Annotated in this window: 24 protein-coding genes; 9 read left to right on the top strand and 15 right to left on the bottom strand. The window is 43.6% G+C overall.

The genetic code is table 11. The features are described 5' to 3' along the window. Positions 1-70 precede the first annotated feature (70 nt). A complete protein-coding gene (locus QUA01_RS03890) occupies positions 71-1087 on the bottom strand; it encodes a metal ABC transporter substrate-binding protein (protein WP_333092756.1) in 1017 nt (338 codons plus the stop codon). Positions 1088-1208: 121 nt separating this feature from the next. Then, on the bottom strand, positions 1209-1472 hold the full coding sequence (locus QUA01_RS03885; protein ID WP_194067452.1) for a hypothetical protein: 264 nt from the start codon (positions 1470-1472) through the stop codon (positions 1209-1211). 110 nt (positions 1473-1582) lie between these two features. Between QUA01_RS03885 and QUA01_RS03880 the strand changes: the two genes are divergently transcribed. Beyond that, the gene (locus tag QUA01_RS03880) at positions 1583-2443 is read left to right on the top strand and encodes a class I SAM-dependent methyltransferase (RefSeq protein ID WP_194067453.1); all 861 of its coding nucleotides are present in this window, start codon (positions 1583-1585) and stop codon (positions 2441-2443) included. A 452-nt stretch (positions 2444-2895) separates the two neighbouring features. Further along, a complete protein-coding gene (locus tag QUA01_RS03875) occupies positions 2896-3753 on the top strand; it encodes an energy-coupling factor ABC transporter ATP-binding protein (protein ID WP_333092757.1) in 858 nt (285 codons plus the stop codon). Positions 3754-3812: 59 nt separating this feature from the next. Here the strand turns inward: QUA01_RS03875 and QUA01_RS03870 are convergent, their stop codons facing one another. The 7 genes from QUA01_RS03870 to QUA01_RS03840 all read right to left on the bottom strand — a co-directional run bounded on the left by QUA01_RS03870 (position 3813) and on the right by QUA01_RS03840 (position 7513). Continuing rightward, entirely contained in the window at positions 3813-4058 is a 246-nt protein-coding gene (locus QUA01_RS03870) for a hypothetical protein (RefSeq protein ID WP_194067455.1), read from the bottom strand. Continuing rightward, positions 4042-4317 carry a BrnT family toxin gene (locus QUA01_RS03865; protein WP_194067456.1) on the bottom strand — a complete coding sequence of 92 codons (276 nt, stop codon included), beginning with the start codon at positions 4315-4317 and terminating at the stop codon, positions 4042-4044. The genes QUA01_RS03870 and QUA01_RS03865 overlap by 17 nt, the downstream gene beginning before the upstream one ends. 108 nt (positions 4318-4425) lie before the next feature. Further along, positions 4426-4581 carry a hypothetical protein gene (locus tag QUA01_RS03860; RefSeq protein WP_333092758.1) on the bottom strand — a complete coding sequence of 52 codons (156 nt, stop codon included), beginning with the start codon at positions 4579-4581 and terminating at the stop codon, positions 4426-4428. Between the two features lie 242 nt (positions 4582-4823). Beyond that, positions 4824-5444, bottom strand: a complete 621-nt coding sequence (locus QUA01_RS03855) for a M15 family metallopeptidase (RefSeq protein WP_194067458.1) — start codon at positions 5442-5444, stop codon at positions 4824-4826. Positions 5445-5486: 42 nt separating this feature from the next. Beyond that, positions 5487-5738 carry a peptidoglycan-binding domain-containing protein gene (locus tag QUA01_RS03850; protein ID WP_194067459.1) on the bottom strand — a complete coding sequence of 84 codons (252 nt, stop codon included), beginning with the start codon at positions 5736-5738 and terminating at the stop codon, positions 5487-5489. A 35-nt stretch (positions 5739-5773) separates the two neighbouring features. Beyond that, complete coding sequence (locus tag QUA01_RS03845; RefSeq protein WP_333092759.1) at positions 5774-6619, bottom strand: transglycosylase SLT domain-containing protein; 846 nt, start codon at positions 6617-6619, stop codon at positions 5774-5776. A gap of 63 nt (positions 6620-6682) precedes the next feature. Beyond that, the gene (locus QUA01_RS03840) at positions 6683-7513 is read right to left on the bottom strand and encodes a peptidoglycan recognition protein family protein (RefSeq protein WP_333092760.1); all 831 of its coding nucleotides are present in this window, start codon (positions 7511-7513) and stop codon (positions 6683-6685) included. Positions 7514-8251: 738 nt separating this feature from the next. Between QUA01_RS03840 and QUA01_RS03835 the strand changes: the two genes are divergently transcribed. Beyond that, positions 8252-9550 (top strand): NB-ARC domain-containing protein, encoded by a 1299-nt coding sequence (locus tag QUA01_RS03835; RefSeq protein ID WP_333092761.1) that lies wholly within the window; start codon positions 8252-8254, stop codon positions 9548-9550. Between the two features lie 333 nt (positions 9551-9883). Here the strand turns inward: QUA01_RS03835 and larC are convergent, their stop codons facing one another. Continuing rightward, positions 9884-11299 carry a nickel pincer cofactor biosynthesis protein LarC gene (gene larC, locus QUA01_RS03830; protein ID WP_333092762.1) on the bottom strand — a complete coding sequence of 472 codons (1416 nt, stop codon included), beginning with the start codon at positions 11297-11299 and terminating at the stop codon, positions 9884-9886. Positions 11300-11374: 75 nt separating this feature from the next. Between larC and QUA01_RS03825 the strand changes: the two genes are divergently transcribed. Then, a complete protein-coding gene (locus QUA01_RS03825) occupies positions 11375-12040 on the top strand; it encodes an L-threonylcarbamoyladenylate synthase (RefSeq protein ID WP_194067464.1) in 666 nt (221 codons plus the stop codon). A gap of 253 nt (positions 12041-12293) precedes the next feature. Here the strand turns inward: QUA01_RS03825 and QUA01_RS03820 are convergent, their stop codons facing one another. Beyond that, entirely contained in the window at positions 12294-12578 is a 285-nt protein-coding gene (locus QUA01_RS03820) for a DUF427 domain-containing protein (protein ID WP_194012269.1), read from the bottom strand. A gap of 101 nt (positions 12579-12679) precedes the next feature. Here QUA01_RS03820 and recQ point away from each other — a divergent pair, with 101 nt between their 5' ends. Then, positions 12680-14875, top strand: coding sequence for a DNA helicase RecQ (gene recQ, locus QUA01_RS03815; RefSeq protein ID WP_333092763.1), 2196 nt, complete (start codon positions 12680-12682; stop codon positions 14873-14875). 530 nt (positions 14876-15405) lie between these two features. Here recQ and QUA01_RS03810 read toward each other — a convergent pair. Next, complete coding sequence (locus tag QUA01_RS03810) at positions 15406-15633, bottom strand: type II toxin-antitoxin system HicA family toxin (RefSeq protein ID WP_333092764.1); 228 nt, start codon at positions 15631-15633, stop codon at positions 15406-15408. Continuing rightward, positions 15626-15835 carry a type II toxin-antitoxin system HicB family antitoxin gene (locus QUA01_RS03805; protein ID WP_333092765.1) on the bottom strand — a complete coding sequence of 70 codons (210 nt, stop codon included), beginning with the start codon at positions 15833-15835 and terminating at the stop codon, positions 15626-15628. Before QUA01_RS03805 ends, QUA01_RS03810 begins: the two co-directional genes overlap by 8 nt. A gap of 57 nt (positions 15836-15892) precedes the next feature. Here QUA01_RS03805 and QUA01_RS03800 point away from each other — a divergent pair, with 57 nt between their 5' ends. Beyond that, positions 15893-16660, top strand: a complete 768-nt coding sequence (locus QUA01_RS03800) for a Panacea domain-containing protein (protein WP_333092766.1) — start codon at positions 15893-15895, stop codon at positions 16658-16660. A gap of 175 nt (positions 16661-16835) precedes the next feature. Here the strand turns inward: QUA01_RS03800 and QUA01_RS03795 are convergent, their stop codons facing one another. Next, the gene (locus QUA01_RS03795; RefSeq protein WP_333092767.1) at positions 16836-17447 is read right to left on the bottom strand and encodes a hypothetical protein; all 612 of its coding nucleotides are present in this window, start codon (positions 17445-17447) and stop codon (positions 16836-16838) included. Between the two features lie 192 nt (positions 17448-17639). Then, on the bottom strand, positions 17640-18185 hold the full coding sequence (locus QUA01_RS03790; RefSeq protein ID WP_333092768.1) for a hypothetical protein: 546 nt from the start codon (positions 18183-18185) through the stop codon (positions 17640-17642). A 196-nt stretch (positions 18186-18381) separates the two neighbouring features. Between QUA01_RS03790 and QUA01_RS03785 the strand changes: the two genes are divergently transcribed. Genes QUA01_RS03785 through QUA01_RS03775 form a run of 3 tightly spaced genes read left to right on the top strand, consistent with a single transcriptional unit; the run spans position 18382 to position 21488 of the window. Beyond that, on the top strand, positions 18382-19788 hold the full coding sequence (locus tag QUA01_RS03785) for an NB-ARC domain-containing protein (RefSeq protein ID WP_333092769.1): 1407 nt from the start codon (positions 18382-18384) through the stop codon (positions 19786-19788). Beyond that, on the top strand, positions 19785-20570 hold the full coding sequence (gene xth / locus QUA01_RS03780; protein WP_333092770.1) for an exodeoxyribonuclease III: 786 nt from the start codon (positions 19785-19787) through the stop codon (positions 20568-20570). The genes QUA01_RS03785 and xth overlap by 4 nt, the downstream gene beginning before the upstream one ends. Before the next feature lie 42 nt (positions 20571-20612). Beyond that, entirely contained in the window at positions 20613-21488 is an 876-nt protein-coding gene (locus QUA01_RS03775) for an SDR family oxidoreductase (protein WP_333092771.1), read from the top strand. The last annotated feature ends 92 nt before the right edge of the window (positions 21489-21580 follow it).

Below are 21580 nucleotides of genomic sequence, written 5' to 3'. Positions count from 1 at the left end.
GAAAGTTCGGGGGGACAGCATTAATAACTAATGACTAATGACTAATGACTAATGACTTCTTCCTTCTTCCTTACTTTCCCTGTAACCCTTTTATCAAAGTATTGACATTGTATTCAAGTAACTTAAGATAGGTTGATGCTGGGCCTTCCGCTGGAGAGAGGGAATCGACATAAAACACCCCGGCAAATTTTGCGCCTGTTTCCTTGGCTACCTGAAGCTGTCCTTGGTTGCTGACGGTACTCTCACAGAATACAGCAGGTATTTGATTTGCTTTGACTGTATTAATCACCCGTTCGACTTGTTTCGGTGTGGATTGCTGTTCGGCGTTGACAGGCCAAATATAAACTTCTTTCAAACCGTAATCGTTGGCAATGTAAGAAAAAGCGCCTTCACAACTTACTATGTAGCGTTTGTCCGGGGGAATTGCTGAAATAGCTTGTTTGAGTTTTTCGTCGATCGCCCGAATTTGTTCACTGTATTTTGCCGCATTTGCGTCATAGGTTGCAGCATTAGCCGGATCGATATTTCCTAAAGCCTTGCGAATATTATCAACATAAATCAAAGCATTTTTGGGGGACATCCAAGCATGGGGATTTGGTTTACCTTGATAGGCATCTTCCGAAATATTAACTGGTTGGACTCCCTCGCTCAAAGTAATGTGAGGAACCTTGGGAAAACTGTTATAAAATCGAGTAGCCCAGCGTTCTAAGCTCAAGCCATTGTCTAAAATCACATCGGCTTTTTGCCCTCGTGTTAAGTCGCTGGGCGTGACTTCGTAGCCGTGAATTTCCGCCCCTGGCTTGGTAATGGATTCAACAGTTGCCTTGTCACCGGCGACGTTCTGAGCCATGTCTGCCAGCACTGTGAAGGTGGTGAGAATGACTTTTTTATCTTTGTTTCTCAAATCGGTGGCGGTTGGGCCTGAAGCTGGATTTTGGTTGGTTTGAGGCTGGGTCGTCTGAGTGTTGCACCCGCTGAGACAAACTGCTAGCAACAGCCCGAATCCTAGGAGATGATGTTTTTTACTAGGGGGAGAGTCCGGGAGGGGGAGAGGGAAATTTAGGGTAATTTGACGGTTTTTCCGCATATATTCAAAAATTCCAAGTGAACTTCGCTACAGTTTGCTGCTGACGGTACGATCGCCCGCCGCTATTTTTCATAATCGTTTCATTTTTGACTTTACCACAAAATCACAAAGAATGAAAGGATTATGAAAAAGGAATGAATGCGGGCCCGTGCAGCATCAGTCTTGTGTCAAAGAACTCAAATAGTGCTAGTATCTCGCCTGGTCGATCGGCTGTGATGGCGAAGGGCGATCGAACGTTTGGGGGAAAGTTGGGTGAAAATCCGGCGCTGTCCGCCGACTGTAATGGGACGATCGTATGGTTAGTTAGATTGAGATTTTTTTGACCGCAGATATCAGCAGATAAACACAAATGAACGCTGATGGATTTTTGTGATTTTGATGTCAATTTGTTGCAAAAGTTTGCTTTTTTGGCAGTTCAGTGTTATGAACAGGTATGCAAGGGCTGGGAAGAATTTTAACCCTCCCGGAAATCCTTAAATTAATCTAACTTTCTCAATGTCGAAGCAAAAATCAATCTCTATTTCTAAAGTGACTCGCTACCAAAATGCGGCGCTGAATTACTATTTGGGGTTGACGGATTCGCCGTATCTTCATTACGGTTATTGGAAATCTCTACCTGTGCCCGCTGAGGATCTCACTATCGGGCGGCTGCGTTTTGCTCAGCAAGCTTACACAGATAAACTTTTGGATTTTATTCCTAAACAAATTAAGACTGTGTTGGATGTTGGGTGCGGGATTGGCGGAAATGCGGCTTATTTGCTCGATCGCGCTTTTGCAGTGGAAGGGCTAGCACCAGATCCGTTTCAACAACAGCGCTTTCTTAAGTGTACGGGCGATCGGGCAGTTTTTCACCTCACTAAATTTGAAGATTTTCAAGCCACCCATTCCTACGATTTGGTTCTCTTAAGCGAAAGTAGCCAATATATGTCTGCTGTCGATATAGCCAAAGGTGCGGCGGCTGTACTCAATCCTGGAGGCTATCTGCTGCTGGCGGATATGATGCGCTCTAATCCTAATTATACAGAAGGAATGTTTTCTAATTGTCATGTTGTCAAAGAACTTAATGCTGCTTTGTTGCAAGCTGGGTTCACGTTAGTAAAAACTGAGGATATTTCGACTCATATTTTACCGACTATTGATTTGTATGTCGATAGTTTTCGCAGGTATGGACTCAACACAATGATCTATGTTGCGGATTTGATTTCGATTGCGGTTCCGCCCATCCACAAATTCCTGCGCTGGATATTTCGCCGCTGGTTTAAGAAATTGGTGGTTGAAGGATTGGAAGCGAGTAAACTTTTTGAAGAGCATCTTTGTTATGAAATTCAACTTTGGCAGTTGACAGTTGACAGTTGACAGTTGTTATCAGTTATTGGTTATTTGTTATTTGTTAGTGGCAAGCAATAACTAATGACTGATGACTGATGACTATAGCAATCCTAAATGATTCACAAAATTTGTAGGTAGTGTCAAAAATGCCTACCCTCGATCGGGGAAATCGAGCGGGGTATTGTCCCTACAATAAATTATACAAATGATGTGAGGATTGCTACTATAACAAATAATATCCAATCCGGTAGCATCGGAATGATTCAGATATATATTCTCTCCCTCTGTGTACTCTGTGTACTAATAAGGTTAAATCATTCCGATGCAAGCAGAAACGATATAACAAATAACTGATAACTGATAACCAATAACTGATCACAAATAACTGATCACAAATAACTGATAACAAATAACAAATAACAAATAACAAATAACAAATAACAAATAACCAATAATAAATAACCAATAACAAATAACCAATGACTAATTCCTCACTCCCAATTCTCGAATTCGAGCGCACTTTCTACTCCTATCCCTGCGGTTCGCGAGTAGTAATTCAGGACTTAAGCCTCAAAGTCCCCGCCGGGAAGCGCTGCGGGCTGATCGGTCAAAATGGCTGCGGCAAAACCACCTTTTTCCTGCTAGCAAATGGTTTGTACCAACCGCAACAGGGAATAATTCGCTGGGAAGGTGAACCCTTTCGCTACGATCGCAAATCTCTCACGCAACTGCGCCAACAAATCGGACTCGTCTTTCAAAATCCCGAACACCAATTAGTAGCTTCCACGGTAGAAGAAGATATATCTTACGGATTGTACAATTTGGGTTTGTCAGAACCGGATATTGCGAGAATGGTGCAAGAGGCGATCGAGCAATTCGATCTAAGCGAACTCGCCCGCGAACCAATTCACAATCTCAGTTTAGGACAAAAAAAGCGCGTTTCCATCGCCGATATCATGGTACTCAAACCGAAACTGCTGCTGTTAGATGAACCTACGGCTTATCTCGATCCGCGCCACACTAACCAACTCATCGGTTTGCTGCAACAAATTCATGCAGCCGGAACCACTATCCTTTTAGCAAGTCACGACCTCGATTTTATCTACCGCTGGGCTGATTGGGTGTTTGTGATGGATCGCGGTAAATTGATTCTAGAAGGAACACCGGAAGCTGTTTTTGCTCAGCGGGATGTCTTGGAACAGTTGCAGCTTGGCGTACCACTGGCGATCGAGCTGATGGAGCAAATAAGGGCGATATTTGAGAAAGACGGTAGCTCACAAATCCCCGCTTTCGAGGAATTGCAACAACAAATTTTAGACACGCGCCGACGGCTTTAAAAATTAAGCAGTTGTGTCATCAGTATGGACTGATCATCCCGTGCATATCGGAATTGATCTTATGCCCCTTTTGATGACGTTACAGACTGTACAATTGGCTGGGAGGGGGAATGTTGAATCAGTCGCATCAATAGGCGCAACCCTTCATTAACTGCGCCAGAATCTGGAAAAATTGTTGCAACATCAGGATCTAGTTGGACTGTTAGGGTGGATTGTTTGCGTCCTTGACCGCGGGCTACAACAGAGAGTTGAGTAAAGTCATATTCGGGGCGCAAATCATCATCCATTTCAGAGGTCTGACTCATAAGCTTTACGTTCTTTGCGGGTAACGGGACGAGCGCTGATTAGGCGCGTGATGCCTGCACGGTCAGTGTAAGCGACAACTAACAATCGTCCTTTGGCTGATTCTCCCATGATAATGAAACGTTGCTCTTGAAAGGAGTGTTCTGGATCACCAAAGGTTAAAAATAACGGATCGTCAAACACAGAAGTGGCTTCATCGAAAGAAACACTATGCTTGGCAAGGTTGCTTCTGGCTTTTTCCTCGTCCCAATCAAACAACATGGGTTCAATTTACAACGTCTGCTTTTTCAGATTATACCAGCATATGTGTCGTCCGACTGCATAAACTACGCCATGCTTCAGCCTTACTGACCAAACGGGGAGAGCGCACTATGCCCGAAAGGCGATTAACTGCGTCTTCCAAAACTCAAAGAATAACAAAATCCCGATCGCCCTGCCGGTGAGAAAAAGTGACAGACTTTTGTAAAGGTTTGTAAGTTGGGAAGTCGATCGAGAGGAAAGGGCGATCGCACTTGCAACCTTCATTTCCTGTTATTTGGTGAGGAGATGAAGAAGTGACGAGGTGCGATCGCTACTCTAATAACTAGCAGTTTGGCTTACCACTAACTTCTCGGCGGTCGGTGTGCATGGGCATTGTTAGGCCGCGATGACTAATGCTGCAAGAACTCATAAACACGGCGCATTCTTAGGAATCGAACAATAGATTAGGACGATTTGTATTCGGGAATGCCCCCAATAGCAATGGCGACCACTGTTGCCAGAGCTAGCTAAGAAAAGCCATCTATAGGCGATTTCATTAATCGCTTAATAGTTTTAGAATTTTCCCAATCCGTACCTAGCGAACCATCAACATCAAGTGGATCTCCCGGATTATGCTTATTCCAGAGGCTTTGGAAGGCTTTAATTCCTAAACTGCGAAGATCGGTCCCTCCCGCAACAAAATCATAATGAGGAGGATCGACAGGTCCAAAATGTCTCCATCCTTGATCTTCGAGGAAAGGTTTCCAAGTCAAGGGTTCATTTATGTCTAACGCTAGGCCACTTTCATGGTTGCTGGTTCCGGGTCGAGCAACAGGATTAGGATTGCACCCACCGAGATGCTTCAGGCGGAACAGTAGGAACTGTTGGGCAAAAGTTCGATACCCAGAATTAATGCTAAGTGTTATGCCGCGCTTATCGATCGCTGCTTTCAATTTTGCTTTAGCGGTAGGTCCCCCTACAAAAGGAACTGCCGCCGCCGCCCTACTGAGAGACACATTGAGATCGTCAATTCTTATGAGTTTACCGGGAGCAACTACATCGAACTCCGCCAGAATCTGATCATTGAGACCCTTAATGATTGGGGTAGAGGGACAAAGACGAAGATTAATTTCTTTGAACAATACCATGATATTTACTCACAAAAAATAATGATTTTGGTTTTTTAGAACTTACTCAGGATCTCGTTCAATCTTTAGCAAGCCCAAAGATTCTAAGACGAAAACACCTGCTACACCATCAGGTGCAAATCCCTGACTGTCTTCAAAATCGATCACTGCTTGTTCGACTTCTTGACCAAAAAGACCATCAATTTGTCCACTATAAAAGTCAAGTTCTTGTAACTTCTGTTGTAGCTTTTCTACATCTGTACCCGTACAGCCTACGTATAAGTTAGGCATCAATTCATTCATTGAATTTGACATGGTTTTGTTCCTCAATTTGATATACCTATACAGTATTAATTCCACCCGGCAAACTTCTGAAACCAACCTGCTCGATCTAATACGTCTTTACCGTAATCACCTCCTGCCGTGACCGAATCAACATCAATTGCTCGATCGAGAGCACGTAAAACGGCTCCAAGTCCGGCATTATAGCTGGCGAGAGTTGCCTTCAGTAGCTGCCTTCCAGTCAACCCTTCACGTTTTTGAACAGCCCTATTATCAGCGAGAAGATCGCAACCATAACGAATATTGGCTCTCGGGTCTTTCCAGTTACCAGTTCTAGCGAAATCATGAGCACCATCATCAATTTGCATCAGCCCACGACCATGCCCAGCATCCCCTGTACCTGCTGCTCCTGGTGGGCTAAGAATTATCCCCCAAAGGGATTCACGCGATCCCACACCGCCAATTACCGAAGGTTGAATGTCAAAGTCTTCAGCCGCTTCCATGATTAAGGTTTCATAACCACGGCTTCTAATCTCATCAAGTTGAGAGATAATTTCACCTTTGGCATAAGATGTTGTGAAAACAAGTCCATCAGGCATCGTAAGTACGTCATAGTAGACATTTGCAGTTTCCTTGCCAATCACACCTCTTAAACTACCGTGATTACCCCCTGGTAGATGAATGTCCTTAAAGCGGATTACACCTTCATTAGATAGATCCAGTCGCTTTTTTTCAGCAAGGTCAAGAAATTTGAAGAGTGTATCTGCATCAAGCAAGTCTGAGGAGCCACTAATTTTCAAAAAGTCTTTCTTGAGCTTGCTAAAGCGTTCTATAGGCAAGTTAGTCATGATTGCAAGCGCATTTCTTTGTTCTTCACTTAGCCCATCACCGATTCCTTCAATTCGTATTGACATACATTTTCCTCAATTTTGAGACTACTGATTCATATTCACTAGAAGCATTTATTTTACATAGCCTTACAGCCGTGCTTTAACGGCTTGTCGAAGGTCTTTTAGCCGAGCTTCTCCCATGCCTGGACAAATTGTATCGACTCGATCGCGGTGTCCAATAATACGGGGAAGACTCTTAGGGGAAGGTTCTCTATCCTTATCAATTGGTGTAGAGACTAAAGTCGTTGGATCAGTAATCCCAATTTTTTTACATAGCTGGGTACACAATGCAACGGTAGAGTCAAATTGCTCATCTGTGATATTGCTTCCCGACAGATGGAAAGACCCTTCCATTGCAATTCCAAAACCATCATTAAATACATCATGTGCACCTTTTTTGCTGTTGGGACGGCCTTCATAGATACGACCACTAGGCATGATCACATAATGATAGCCAATGTCACTAAAGTTTTGGGGAGACTTCATTTCTGATGCTTGAATATCTCTCATTCTTTGTTCTTCAGTGGCTTGACTCGCTGTAACAAACAAAGTTGGAAAGACAGTATGATGTATGGTGATACGTTTCGGACTAGGAAGATCAGCTAAGGAATTGTTCGGTGGTTTTGCTCCCCAAACCCTTCGAGAAATGATTTTTATCTCGCCGCTTTCCAGACGAAGCGTAATTTCTGCGCGATCCTGATCCGACGCAATGACCTCAATCTTGCGATCGCCTGTTTGATTAAAAATCAAGGTAATTTCCCATTTACCTCCTTGGACGCGAGGACGTGCCACTTCAAAGTTGTCATCAACTAAGATTAACAACTCATCTCCGTCGTCTACGTTAGTGGTAGTTCCCTTTAAAACAAAGGGTTCGGATGTGTTGGCTTTTGGGGGAAACTCAGTAATTCTTACAGACATAATAAACTCCTGTGAACTTATAGCAGGTCGAACAGTTGATGTTTAAAATCAGCCCTACTCTCAACTCATAAAGATGTTTGAAGGTAAAGAAAGTATGCTTTCTTAGAAATTAGAGCTTGAGTAACCGATTTCAATCTAAGTTAATCATGATTTCAGAACTATGGGTCACAAGTTACGCCCAAACAGATGCTCAAGCGGTCTAACTTATAATTGCGTCGCAGATGCAGTAAAAGACTCTTCCTAGTCGGTTTATTCCGCACACCAGCGGTTTATTGAACAGTCTTAACAACTTGTTCTCTGACGTAACTTAAAGAATAAACTACCCCGATCGCCCTGCCGGTGAGAAAAAGTGACAAGCTTTTGTACGGCTGAAATCATCAGTTTTGAATAGCCGGAACACCTTCTGATCTGCCTTAACTCAAAGAATAAACCACCCCGATCGCCCTGCCGGTGAGAAAAAGTGACATAGTTGTGTAAACTTACGTAAATTCACTCAATCGATTTGAGATTTGACATCTGAGATTGTGCAATTAACCTCATCCCAAATCCGGCTTAAATATCCCTCTTACTTCTTAGTCCGCATTGGTGGACTTTGTTTGTGTAAACCTGGTTTCAACCGCCGAATATAAAAGGGACTACGTTGCGGTTAATTAAGTAAATTTGTTTTATATCCTGAAAAGCAACCCCCACTCAGAATAATCGGTAAATCTACTGAATTAATTAATCAAAATAACAACTATGACAGCAGAAGAAGCGATCGCCCTAATCGACCATCTGTTACAATCTCTTAAGAAAAAGCAAAAACTCAATGACATTCAATCCCTCGTATTTCTGGAAACTTGGGAAGGACACTCTTATCAAGAGATAGCCGATCGCTTACTTTACGAACCTGACTATATAAAACACGTCGGTTCGCATTTGTGGCGAAATCTCTCTCAAATCATCGGCGAAAAAGTCTCAAAGCAAAATCTGCAAGCAGTCTTGCGCCGCTACCAGCATGGCCGCGCATCAGATAACTGCATCCAAGACTGGGGAGAAGCGATCGATGTTTCCGAATTTTACAACCGACAACAGGAACTCGAAACATTAGAAACTTGGATTAGCGGCAATTCTACTCGTCTGATCGGTATTTTTGGACTTGGCGGTATCGGCAAAACTTCTCTGTCTGTCAAATTCGCTCAGCAAATTCAATCTCAGTTTGAATTCGCGATTTGGCGGAGTTTGCAGCAAGCACCAACCTTAGATGTTATCCTCAGCAATATTTTGCCGATATTAACTAATTCAGAACACACAAACAATCACTCTATTGATGCTCTCATGGAACAGTTGCGGCAAAAACGCTGTTTGTTAATTTTCGACAATCTGGAGTCGATTTTGCAAGGTGGAAATCGCAGCGGACAATATCAACAAGGCTATGAAGATTACCGACAGTTGTTGGCGCGCATTGCTGACGAACCGCACCGAAGTTGTCTGATTTTAACCGGAAGAGAACAACCGGGCGGGTTTGCTGTGCGATCGGGCGAAAATTTACCCGTGCGATCGCTCAAACTATTCGGAGTTTCACCGCCAGTATGCCAGCAACTCCTCGCGGCCAAAGGATTAAAGGCAACGCTATTGCAGTGTCAAGATATTGTCAACTACTTTGGCGGCAATCCCCTCGCCCTCAAACTTGCTGCAACGACGATTAAAACACTTTTTGGCGGTGATATTCACGCATTTTTAGTGCAAGGAAATACTGTTTTTAGCGATTTGTGGGATTTGCTCGATCGCCAGTTCGATCGCTTGTCTCCCCTGCAACAAAAAATTATGTACTGGATCGCCATTAATCAAGAAGGAGCGACCCCTGCGAAGTTAAAAACGGAAATTTTGCCCAAAGTTTCGGGAAGGCACCTGATGGAAGCATTGGAGGCGCTGGCTGAACGATCGCTCATCGAAGATCGGCGATCGCTCAATGATACCGCATCAACAAGTTTAATGCTACAGCCTGCGATCGTCGAGTATGTCAGAGAACGCTCGATCCAAACTGCTGAGCAATAAACGATCGCAAACAAACTTAACTCATGAAAACTCATGTTTTAATTGAATCCCAAACCCAAGACTAGATCGGCGACTCATAAATTCAACTGATTTTGTATCCTTTAATAGAACGTCTATTAACCCATTTTGAAACTGCAATTTCAACTCAAACAGCATCTCGGCAATATTTTAGCTTGGTTGCGCGATCGAAAAGCAAACCCGACAGATTATACTGCGGTTAATCTGCTGAATTTATCCAGTCAGAAACCGGGCTTTTTACGAAAATACTGCGTTGTGGCCCGCAGATTCGGTATAAAAACCCGGTTTCTTTGTCGGAGTGCGATCGCGAACTGATTAAGTGCGATCGTACCAACTTTGCAGCGCCAACCGGTGAACTTCGCGCCAGCTAATGTTTTTCACTCGCGCAATTTCCGCACAATCTTCGTATTCCGGCTGCACGTTAACAATCGTTTGTCCAGACTTAGCAACTTTTATTTGCACTTCGCCGTACTCTGTTGTAACTTTCTGGATTTCTCGATCCAAAATCGTTCTTTGTTGAGTCGAGATTCTAATTCCCAAAGTAGTAGTTTCGCGAAAGATCGCAGCTTCGCAAGCATCCTGAAATTCGGGATGACAAATCGCAGTTAACAAAACCCCCAGCCGCGACTTTTTCATCACAATTGGCGCAGTAAAAACATCCAGAGCTCCGCAGGCAAACAAAGCATCAAAAACATAGCCGATCGCCTGCGGACTCAAATCATCAATTTGCGTTTCCAAAACACAAATTGTTTCCTGCGAATTGGTAATTGGTAATTGGGAATCGGGAATAGGGAATAGGGAATTAGTAGCCGTCTTTCTCCCACTCTCCCACTCTCCCCCTCTCCCCCTCTCCGCCTCTTCCTTCTCCCCAATCCAGAGGCGCAAAATATTAGGAATTGCCAGATTTCGAGAACCCGCACCCAATCCGATCGCCTGAAGCTGCATCGGCGGCGGCGGGCCAAAAGCAGCAGCGAAAGTACAGGCGATCGCAGTTCCCGTAGGAGTGCACAATTCGCGATCGATCCCGTTGCTATAAACCGGCACTCGGTGCGTTTCCCACAACCGCATCACAGCAGGCGTGGGTACAGCCAACCTACCGTGGGCGGCCTTCACCGTACCCCCACCAGTCGGCATCGGCGAAAAGTAAAACTCGTCAATATCCAACCAATCCAAACCCAAACAAGTACCGACAATATCAATAATTGCATCCGTAGCCCCCACCTCGTGAAAGTGAACCTCGCTTGGGGGGATACCATGTACTGCAGCCTCTGCATCTGCTAATTTGCCAAATACGGCCAAACTCCAAGCTTCCACGCGCGGAGGCAATTTTGCAGAGATAATAATCTGCTCAATTTCTGGCAAATGGCGCTGATGACTGTGGCTAATTTCGGCATCTGCTTCGCCGTGACTGTGAGAATGTTCTTCCCCGTGATGGTGGTGGTGGCGGTTGTCGAAAGTCGGCGATTCAGTTTCCGAGGGATCGAGGGCGGAGTCAGCAGCCGGATTGTTTGATTTTAAGGGCAAATCGGCAGCTATATCGACATAAAATTTAGTTGCTTGTTGAGTGTTCCGCTGGACTAATTCCGCCCGCAATTGGTACTCTGTCGAAATGCCGAGTAAGTTGAGTTTTTCGATTAGGTAGTCTAAGGGAACGCCCGCGTGGAGTAGGGCTCCGATACACATATCGCCAGCAATGCCGGTGGGACAGTCAAAATAAGCTATTTTATTCACTATTAGCAATTAATTTTCAACATTGATTGTTTTAGCACATTTGTCGATAGCCCACTTAGCCTACAAAATCTTAACATGGCAATTATTTACGGACTGCATCCAGTTGCACCCCAAAAAGACAGGATCGAGAAGATTGCAAAAGCTCTTAAAGATGGAGCAGTGATGCTTTATCCCACAGATACAGTTTACGCGATCGGCTGCGATCTCAACTCCAAATCAGCCGTAGAACGAGTCAGGCGGATCAAGCAACTATCCAATGATAAGCCTTTAACGTTCCTGTGTTCTTCACTGTCAAATATCACCGAGTATGCGAGTGTCACGGATGAAGCATATCGAATTATCAAGCGGTTAATCCCCGGCCCTTACACATTTGTGCTACCAGCTACCAAGTTAGTGCCCAAATTGGTAATGAGTCCAAAACGCAAAACCACAGGTATTCGTGTTCCCGACCACCCGCTTTGTTTTGCACTTGTGGAAGCCTTGGGAAATCCAATTATTTCCACATCCGCTCACATTACCACTGATGAAGAAGGTACAGCAGCAGTGCCGTCTGGAAAAGAAGAAAGCTTTGGCAAAGCTGAACTTTTTGATTGTTTTTTAAAGTTAGTAGATATCATTGTCGATGATGATTCCGATCCCGGTCATCACATTTCTACCATTCTCGATTTAACAGCAAGTGAACCAATTGTTGTTCGTCGCGGCTTGGGATGGGAAGCAGCCGCTGGTTGGGTAAAAGATTAAAATTTGAGGGGGCGGCTTAAGTGCAAAAATCGCACAAAACCCGCCCCAAATTTTTAACTCATCCACTCGTGTGATATCGTTTCCGATTGCATCGGTATTGTTCAAATATTCAAATATTCAAATATTCAAATGTCCAAACAGTCAACAGCCAACAGTTATTTCTGATTGCATTGATCTTGTCCAAATGTCCAAATATTTAAACAGTCAACAGTCAACAGTCAACAATTATTTCTGAATTCAACCGGAATTGATATCAAGCCTCAACCTTAACTCCTTTCCAAAAAGCAACATATCCTGCAATATTCTTAGCAGCATCTTTTGGAGTAGGATAGTACCAAGCAGCATCTTTATTCACTTCCCCGCCGACTTCCACACTGTAGTAACTAGCAACACCTTTCCAACCGCAAGTAGTGTGAGTGCTGCTATCTTTGAAATACTCGCGGTTGATTGCATCCGCCGGGAAATAATAGTTGTTGTCCACAACTTCGCACTTATCGCTTTCTGCCAAAACGGCACCATTCCAAATTGCTTTCGGCATCGGTTTCTCTGGTTAAATTTAGATTCTCAAATATTGTAACTGTAATTGTGCTCAAAAGACCTAGAATAGGGTAGAAGTCAACAACCAATTACTACAAATAAATGTCAGGGTCGAATCCGCCAACATCTCTCGCGCCCTCATCCCTCGAACAATCCCTCAAACATTTTTTTGGGTATGACTCTTTCCGCACCGGGCAGCGGGAAATTGTCGAAGCTGCTTTACAAAAACGCGATATGATGATTGTCATGCCGACTGGCGGTGGCAAGTCTTTGTGTTTTCAATTACCGGCTTTGTTGAAACCGGGATTGACTGTGGTTGTTTCGCCGCTGATTGCTCTGATGCAAGACCAGGTGGAAGCTTTGCAGGATAATGGCATTGGGGCGACTTTTCTCAACAGCACTTTGAGCGCGATAGAAACTCGATCGCGCCAAACAGCAATTCTCGAAGGTAAAATTAAATTGCTGTACGTTGCGCCCGAAAGATTGTTGGGTGAAAGATTTTTGCCGTTTTTGGATATAGTAGCAGAAAAGTTAGGAATTTCGGCATTTGCGATCGACGAAGCCCACTGCGTTTCAGAATGGGGACACGACTTTCGACCAGAATACAGGCAAATGCAGCGAGTGCGCGATCGCTACCCAAACATCCCCATTATGGGACTCACCGCCACCGCCACCGAGCGCGTCCGTGAAGACATCATCCAGCAGCTAAATCTGCGAAATCCCTACATCCACGTCGCCAGCTTCAACCGCCCCAATTTATACTACGAAGTTCGCCAAAAAACCAAACACAGTTTTGCCCAAGTTTTGCAAATCATCCAAAAAAAAGGCGGTTCAGGAATCATCTACTGTCTCAGCCGCAAAAAAGTTGACGAAGTTGCCTACAAATTGCAACAAAGCGGCATCCAAGCTTTACCCTATCACGCCGGCATGAGCGATAGCGATCGCACAACCAACCAAACCCGCTTCATTCGCGACGACGTACAAGTAATGGTAGCAACAGTCGCCTTCGGTATGGGAATCAACAAACCCGACGTAAGGTTTGTAATTCACCACGACTTACCCAAAAATCTCGAAGGATACTATCAAGAATCAGGCCGCGCAGGCCGAGACAACGAACCATCCCATTGCACCTTATTTTTTGGATTCGGCGATGTCAAAACCATCGAATACATCATTGAGCAAAAACCAGACGAACAAGAACAAAGAATAGCCCGCCAACAGTTACGGCGAGTAATTAACTATGCAGAATCCAGCGAGTGCCGCCGCACAGTCCAATTAAATTATTTTGGCGATTCATTTCCAGGCAATTGTGGCAATTGCGACAACTGTTGCAACAAAAAACCAGTTGAAGATTGGACAATAGAAGCAATGAAATTTCTTTCCTGCATCGCGAGATGCCAAGAGAAATTCGGCATGAATCATATTATCGACGTACTGCGCGGCTCAAAAAATCAAAAAATATTGCAATACCAGCACCAGCAACTTTCTACTTACGGCATTGGCAAAGACAGAAGTGCAGAGGATTGGAAAAGATTGAGCCGTTCGCTGATCAATCAAGGTTTGTTAGACGAAAAAACCGACGGTTTTCCCATCTTGAAACTCAACGAAAAAAGTTGGGAAATCATGAAACGCCAGCGAACTGTTGAAATTGCCATAGAAGCACAGCGGGAAGTACAGGGAAGAGTGCGGTCTTTGGCTGTAGAAGTCGAAGGTTTATTTGCCATACTTCGCACGCTGCGAAAACAAATTGCTGATGAACAATTTGTGCCGCCTTACGTAGTTTTTGCCGATAGAAGCTTGCGAGACATGGCTGAAAAACGCCCGCAAAATCTCACCGAATTTGAGGATGTTTACGGCGTTGGTAGCAACAAACGAAATAAGTACGGTAAGGTTTTTTTAGAGGCAATTCACACTTTTTGTAAAGAACAAGGATTGTCCACAGGTGCTGCACCTTCTGATGTGGTTAATCCTCCCAATCTTGCTAATGTTCCGTCTTATTCGCAGATGCAAACCTGGGAATTGCACAAGCAAGGTGTGACTGTAGAAGTTATTGCAGAAATGCGGGGGATGAGCCAGAATACTATTGCGGGACATTTGGTAGAATTGATGGATACGGGCCGGGAAGTTGATATAAATTTGTTGGTGGAATCGGAACGCCAGCAGGCTATTGTACACGCTATTGAAGTTATTGGAGATGAACGGTTGAGAGCGATTTATGATTTTTTACAAGAATGTTATACGTTTGAGGAGATTAAGTTTGTGCGGGCTTGGTGGCGGCAAAATTATGTTAGTTTTTAACCGCAGATGTTGGCTGATAGACGCTGATGATTAATGGATTGGAGGGGGAAATGAGCATCAATAAAGTAGATTTTTTAGATTTTCCTAGAGTGGCTTTTTGAACTAATCTATTTTTCTGATTTGGCCTTACTGGTTGGGGTATCTGGTGTTGACAAAATTAAAATATTTAAAGGAATTTTGAGGTTGACAAAAATAGCGAATGGTGTTTCGTTAAATGGCTGAGGGCGGGATATTAGATTTTCGACAATTGATGAGGATGTGGAGTACAAATGGCAAGGGAAGTTTGAAACAAAAAGTGACGCGAGGGGAATTGTCGGATCTAAAATCCGGCTGAGGGTTATAAGGTTGTGTTTTCTAGTAAGGGTTATGATGAGGCACAGTATTGGCTTTTAGAGGATGAGTATGAAGCCGTGGAAGGGCGGCGCAGAGTGTCGGAGTTGGTTTGAATGATACAGTTCCCAGAGGTTGCGCTTTTTGACAATTTGGGATGTAAGGGCGATCGCGTATCAGAGAAACCGGGTTATTGACAGTTATAAATTCGCGATAAACTCATCAGGTGTGACCTTTGCTTGCTTTAGAACACCGCTGAGTGTACCAATTTTTAACTCGCGGTGGAGTGGCACAACGCAAACAATTTCTCCGTCTGGAAGAGGTTTTTTGAGGACAATATGGCTACCCGTTTGCCTAGCTTGATAGAATCCTAAACGTTCTAATACACTAATTACTTCTAGGCTTGATATTCTGGGCAATCTAGGCATAGCTAACTTCTATGCTAGTTACAAACCTGGGACTTATTTTTGGTAAGGGACATTCTTCGAGATAGAGTTTTGTAGCTTGTTTGAGATTGGCGATCGCTTCTTCTATGGTTTCGCCTTGGTCAACTGTGCCGACTTCGGGACATTCGGCAATATACATATCTTCTTCTTTGTAAATGATGGCTGTGAAGCTTTGAGTGCTCATAGGTTTTTTGCTTCAATCATCAGAGGTTGCTTAGTTTCTATTTCCAGTTTATCTCGGATGGATTTTTTTTGCAAGTATAGGGGCAAAAGTGCGATCGCACTTTTTGACAATTTGGGATGTAAGGGCGATCGCCTTTACGTAATTATTCTGCACTGTTTGCTACAATTATTTAAGTTAGCTCTCAGAACTGCCATGACTCAAGCTACCTCAATCACAACTGAATATCAAATAACTGTAAGTTCTCCAGTCTGGCAAAGAGTTGAGGAAATTGCCGGAGAATTTAACTTGTCAGTTTCTGAACTATTGGAACAGATAGGCGAAGGTCAACTGAAAGTTGTTGCGGTTCCAGCTAATTCGGACAAATTGAGCGATCGAGATATTGCAAATGCTTTCATCTGGTTAGCCACGCAAACTGATGTAGCAATCAACGTCTACAAGCTACAAAAACTCATGTACTACGCTCAAGCTTGGTATTTAGGAGTTTACGGTAAGCCGCTATTTGATGCAGATTTTCAAGCATGGATTCACGGGCCGGTGATTCCTGATTTATTAGACAAGTATCAACACCAATTTAGTTGGGAACCAATTACAGAGAAAATCGAACAACCGAAACTTCCCCAAAAAATTGGGCAATTTATCGAAGAAGTTGCCGAGGCATATTTTGAGTATGATGATGAAACTTTGGAACGAATGATTTGCAGTGAAATGCCTTGGCTGGAAGCGAGAGGGGATTTGCCGAGAGACGAATCTTGTGATGCGATTATTTCTCAAGAGTCGATGAAAAAATATTATTCGGCCCGTGTCAAAGAAGAAACCTCAGTCTAAAATTGTCCCTTGTCAACGGAAACCGCCGGAAAGTCTGGGATTTTCGTTCAAGTACCTGCAAACTCAGAATGAAAAATTCTCAATTCGCGATCGGGATTTGATTAGATAATCATCAGGTTAGCTTTAACAGTGAGAAATTTATCTATATAGCTATGATAGGAAATTTTGATTTTTTTTAGCTCCAATATTTTAATGCTTTATCGTATGCTTTCATTACTATTTCAGAATTGCTATGTAGCGAAAGATGCCGGGTCCGGGTATAGCACTCACATGAAAAAATATAATTGATTGAGTAGCCTTCTCGTAGGTCTTTCGCAATCCCTAATTTCCCACATTCAGGGCAGGTAGCCCAATAATGGTTCTCTGAGTGATATATAAAATCTCCTTCAACATGACCCGTGATCTCGTAAAAAAGAACTGAGTATACCTCGGCACCCCCTGCAACAAAGGCATTTGAGTATGCCCAGTCTTCAGAAATAGGCCAAGCGAATCCACCCTGGTCTAAGTATACTCGGTCGCCAGTTTTATAAGCTAATTGTTCACATTTCCACTTTGCATCCTCTTCGTGTGCAATTTTTGCATTAGGCTTAATCTCGACCCATAAAGCTAAATCAACTATCCACAAATCAGGTATATATTGCTTTCCATCTGGAAGCTCAAACATCTGTGGTTCGTACTCCCATTTCACTCCTAGCTCATCCCAGAAGACAGCCCATTGAGCCTCTAACTTAGATCTGAATGTCACCCCATTGTATCTAGTTCGTCTTGCTTCTATATCTCTAGCCATCTTGTATTCCCCTTAGTATTCTACAGGACTGCCATTTTCTATTCTGTCTCCATTCAACTAATTTCCCTAAAGAGAGGGTAGCTTTCCATACTACAATTAGTTTATAATTCCCCAAATTAGTTCAGTTAGCTTTACGCTATTGAGATGATAACATCTAAAATGAAAATAATCGCAATCAGGTTTACCAGTACCTTATCGATCGCAAATTATACTATCACCACCTTTTGCATAGCACTCTTGTATCATTTTTTGCCTTTGGTTCTCAAATTGTTCACCCCTTCGCATTTCATCTTCAAATGTCCAATCTTGTGAATTTTCCAAGGAAATAATCCCCGAATCAATAGCCCCCCATCCAATAATTCCCATCAATATTATTCCAAATATAAAAACAAAACCAGCTCCTGAATCTTTCGGATCGTTTGAAATCATCCATAACATTAAGACTAAATGACCTAAAATACCTGATGATAAACCTCCATAAGGGACAAAAAGTAGGAAAAAGTTTAGAGCTATATAAGCTATGCAAACCTTTACTAGAAACTTATATTTTTTAGGCTGTTGAGATAAGGGATCTGAATATTTTAAGGGATTTTTATTACTCACTAGGCACTTGAGCAAGTAAAAAAATACAAAAAATCCCAGTATTCCTACTATCATTCCGACTAAAATATACCCAGCCATTACATATTCTAAACCAGGGAAACCTGAAAATATCCACTTACCAAGCGCTCTTTCCATAAGTATTTTTAATTTATGATTAGCATGAATTATTATTTCCTAAATGCTAAAGTTTGTCAAGGCCTATAAAGTCATATTTAGTAGGAACTTTCTCTTAATGGTCAGGCCATAAAAAGTCACATTTAGGTGGTCAAGTTTGAAAAAGTTATGCCTACTTAGGTTATAATTAGCTCAACCCCTTGCATATACGTGACCGATGGACGTTGAAGAAGCTTTAGAATTTGTTGACCATCTAGCTTTGACTACTACGGGAAAACACTTAGATAGTCTGCAAAAAGCTATATTACGTGGTGCTTGGAACAATCAGAAATATAAAGAAATTGCACAGCATCACAACCGTTCAGAGAAATACGTTAAAGAGGTTGGCTTTAAATTATGGAAACTTTTATCAGTTGCATTAGGCAAGGAACAAGTATCTAAAGCAAATTTTAGAGCCAAACTGGAAAATTTACAAGCTTCTAATATTGTCTCACTCGTCGGGAATGGCTGTATCCATATTGGCAACCTCTCTTCTGAAAGTTTGCCCTCCCCAGAAGTCTCACAATCTGAACCGCAAGACAAGAATAAATTTAACGAAAAAACAAGCAATTCCGAACGGAAAATACATTTAGATTTAGCTGATGCACCAGAACCCAACCTATTCTATAACCGCACATCCGAACTTTCCACCCTCGAAAACTGGATTTTAGGCCGCACCCGCCTCATCACCATCTTAGGCTTATCCGGTATTGGCAAAACCGCCCTTACTCTCCAACTAATCTCACAAATTCAACACGAATTCGATCGCATCATCTGGCGAAGTCTCCGCAACTCTCCACCCCTGGCATCACTCCAAACCGACTTAATTAAATTCTGTAGGGGCGATGCCCCCGTGCCCGTTCCCTATCCCGAAGAAACGGCAACCACGGGGGGATTGCCCCTACTAGAATATTTACGATCGCACCGGTGTCTCATCATCCTCGATGATATCCAAACCATCTTCAGCAGCGGACAACTCGCAGGAAATTACCAACCTGGATATGAAAATTACGGCGCATTCTTCAAACAAATAACAGAATCATCCCACAACAGTTGCTTAATCCTCCTGAGTTGGGAAAAACCCAGAGAAATCGCCGCCTTAGAAGGCGAAAACCGCCCCTGCAAATCCCTGCAACTCAACGGTTTAGGCGCGGAAGCACAAGAAATATTCAAAGAAAAAGGTTTAGCTGAACCGGAGAAATGGTCAGAACTAATCGACCTTTACCGAGGCAATCCCTTATGGTTAAATATAATTGCCACATTAATTCAAGACTTGTTCGGCGGCAGCGTTTCCGAATTCCTCTCCTATGATACCCTGTTTTTAGGTGACTTAGAATCACTATTGCAGCAGCAGTGCGATCGCCTAACCGCATCCGAACAACAAGTTATCTCTTGGCTAGCAAGTGCGATCGAACCAGCAGACATCTCAAAAAAGCCAGACAACCTGCAACTATCACCGCCAGAACTCTTGAAAGTCATGCAATCTTTAGGACGACGGTCATTAGTTGAAACAGTCAAGCAAAACGGGCGATCGCACTTCACGATCGAACCAGCAATCAGAGAGTACATAACAAACAAGAAATGAAAATCGCTACCTGGAACGTCAACTCAATCCGCACCCGCATAGAACACGTTACTAGCTGGTTGCAAACAAACTCCCCAGACGTTCTCTGCCTCCAAGAAACCAAAGTTCCAGATAAAGACTTTCCCCTAGAACCCTTCACCAACCTTGGCTACAACTGCTACATTTCCGGTCAAAAATCCTACAACGGCGTCGCTATTTTGAGCCGATCGCCCCTAACGCAAATCAGCAGCGGATTTGCCCCCCTTCTCGGCGACGAAACCACAGGTATTTTTGACGAACAAAAACGCCTCATCGCCGGGATTATCGACGATATTTGCATTATTTGCGTATACGTTCCCAACGGTTCCGAAGTTGGCAGCGAGAAATATGAGTACAAGCTAAAGTGGCTCAAACTGCTGCAAGAATACCTCAAAATAGCACTAGATAAATTCCCCAACTTGTGCATTTGCGGCGACTTCAACATCGTCCCGGACGATCGAGATATCCACAATCCCAAAGCCAATGCTAACTCCGTCGGCTTGTCTGTTGCCGAGCGCCTCGCACTCACAGAAATCATAGAATTAGGATTAAACGACCCCTTTCGGAAATTCACCACAGAAGGCGGTCATTATAGCTGGTGGGACTACCGCGCTGCCGCATTTCCCCGCAACAATGGTTGGAGAATCGACCACCATTATCTCAGCCCTCCCCTGTACGAACAAGCAAAAAACTGTACAATAGACATTGCTCCCAGAAAATTAATCAAACCCAGCGACCACGCCCCCGTAATTGTCGAAATTTGATTTATAAGTTATAAGGTTAATAACAACCAACAACTAAAAATCATGTTCTTAGTAACCGGAGCAACAGGCGCACTAGGCCGCCGAATTGTACGAGAAATCAGACAGCAAGAGAAGCCTGTCCGCGCATTCGTTCGCCTCGCATCTCGCTACTCAGAACTAGAAAACCGAGGCGCCGAGATTTTTATTGGCGACTTAAAACAAGACAAAGATATTAAAAAAGCCTGCCAAGGAGTGCAGTACATCATCAGCAGCCACGGCACCGGCGGCGATGTTCAAGCAGTACACTACCGCGCTAACATAGAATTGATCGACTGCGCCAAAGAAGCGGGAGTGCAGCACTTTGTCTTTATTTCGGTACTGGGAGTCGATCGAGGATACGAAGATTCCGCAGTATTCAAAGCCAAACGAGAAGTTGAAAAATACCTGCAAAACAGCGGATTGAATTATACAATCTTGCGGCCTGCCGGTTTTGCTTCCAGCTTATTACCGTTAGCAGAAAGATTTCGAGAAACCGGACTTTACCTGCTGATTGGCGACGGCAAAAACCGCACCTCTGTTGTCAGTACCGACGACTTAGCAAAGATTGCCGCAGACTCGCCAACAGTCGAAGGCGCGCGCAACCAAATTTTAGCAGTCGGCGGCCCCGATGTTCTGAGCAGAGACGACATTGCCCGGATTTTCGGACGCTTGTTCAATCGCGAACCTGTGGTAATTAACCCGCCCTTGGTTGTGTTTGACGGCTTGCGAAATGTCTTGGGTTTGTTGAATCCTCAAGCTCAAAAAAGCTTAGGAACTTTGCGGGTATTGTTGGGTAACGAGTTTTTCTGCACTCCCGAAGAAGTGCAAAATTTGGAGTCTATCTACAACATGAGAATGGAATCCCTAGAAAGCTTTTTGCGGCGCAATTTAAGCGTTTAATATTTTCTGATTTTCTGATTTCTCGTTACCAGGCTCTGCCTGGTAATGAATATCTAGAGGCTCTGGCTCGAACTTGTCTTATTTTATTGGAG

The sequence above is a fragment of the Microcoleus sp. S36a_B3 genome (genome assembly GCF_036700745.1).
Classification (GTDB): Bacteria; Cyanobacteriota; Cyanobacteriia; order Cyanobacteriales; family Microcoleaceae; genus Microcoleus.
Note: the sequence above shows the minus strand (reverse complement) of the source record. Positions and strands in the feature narration are given on the sequence as shown.

Bases quoted from the DNA above. Each gene is read 5' to 3' on its own strand.
- QUA01_RS03890 (WP_333092756.1), bottom strand. From the start codon at position 1,087: ATGCGGAAAAACCGTCAAATTACCCTAAATTTCCCTCTCCCCCTCCCG.
- QUA01_RS03880 (WP_194067453.1), top strand. From the start codon at position 1,583: ATGTCGAAGCAAAAATCAATCTCTATTTCTAAAGTGACTCGCTACCAA.
- QUA01_RS03875 (WP_333092757.1), top strand. From the start codon at position 2,896: ATGACTAATTCCTCACTCCCAATTCTCGAATTCGAGCGCACTTTCTAC.
- QUA01_RS03870 (WP_194067455.1), bottom strand. From the start codon at position 4,058: ATGAGTCAGACCTCTGAAATGGATGATGATTTGCGCCCCGAATATGAC.
- QUA01_RS03865 (WP_194067456.1), bottom strand. From the start codon at position 4,317: ATGTTGTTTGATTGGGACGAGGAAAAAGCCAGAAGCAACCTTGCCAAG.
- QUA01_RS03860 (WP_333092758.1), bottom strand. From the start codon at position 4,581: ATGAAGGTTGCAAGTGCGATCGCCCTTTCCTCTCGATCGACTTCCCAA.
- QUA01_RS03855 (WP_194067458.1), bottom strand. From the start codon at position 5,444: ATGGTATTGTTCAAAGAAATTAATCTTCGTCTTTGTCCCTCTACCCCA.
- QUA01_RS03850 (WP_194067459.1), bottom strand. From the start codon at position 5,738: ATGTCAAATTCAATGAATGAATTGATGCCTAACTTATACGTAGGCTGT.
- QUA01_RS03845 (WP_333092759.1), bottom strand. From the start codon at position 6,619: ATGTCAATACGAATTGAAGGAATCGGTGATGGGCTAAGTGAAGAACAA.
- QUA01_RS03840 (WP_333092760.1), bottom strand. From the start codon at position 7,513: ATGTCTGTAAGAATTACTGAGTTTCCCCCAAAAGCCAACACATCCGAA.
- QUA01_RS03835 (WP_333092761.1), top strand. From the start codon at position 8,252: ATGACAGCAGAAGAAGCGATCGCCCTAATCGACCATCTGTTACAATCT.
- QUA01_RS03825 (WP_194067464.1), top strand. From the start codon at position 11,375: ATGGCAATTATTTACGGACTGCATCCAGTTGCACCCCAAAAAGACAGG.
- QUA01_RS03820 (WP_194012269.1), bottom strand. From the start codon at position 12,578: ATGCCGAAAGCAATTTGGAATGGTGCCGTTTTGGCAGAAAGCGATAAG.
- recQ (WP_333092763.1), top strand. From the start codon at position 12,680: ATGTCAGGGTCGAATCCGCCAACATCTCTCGCGCCCTCATCCCTCGAA.
- QUA01_RS03810 (WP_333092764.1), bottom strand. From the start codon at position 15,633: ATGCCTAGATTGCCCAGAATATCAAGCCTAGAAGTAATTAGTGTATTA.
- QUA01_RS03805 (WP_333092765.1), bottom strand. From the start codon at position 15,835: ATGAGCACTCAAAGCTTCACAGCCATCATTTACAAAGAAGAAGATATG.
- QUA01_RS03800 (WP_333092766.1), top strand. From the start codon at position 15,893: ATGGATTTTTTTTGCAAGTATAGGGGCAAAAGTGCGATCGCACTTTTT.
- QUA01_RS03795 (WP_333092767.1), bottom strand. From the start codon at position 17,447: ATGGCTAGAGATATAGAAGCAAGACGAACTAGATACAATGGGGTGACA.
- QUA01_RS03790 (WP_333092768.1), bottom strand. From the start codon at position 18,185: ATGGAAAGAGCGCTTGGTAAGTGGATATTTTCAGGTTTCCCTGGTTTA.
- QUA01_RS03785 (WP_333092769.1), top strand. From the start codon at position 18,382: ATGGACGTTGAAGAAGCTTTAGAATTTGTTGACCATCTAGCTTTGACT.
- xth (WP_333092770.1), top strand. From the start codon at position 19,785: ATGAAAATCGCTACCTGGAACGTCAACTCAATCCGCACCCGCATAGAA.
- QUA01_RS03775 (WP_333092771.1), top strand. From the start codon at position 20,613: ATGTTCTTAGTAACCGGAGCAACAGGCGCACTAGGCCGCCGAATTGTA.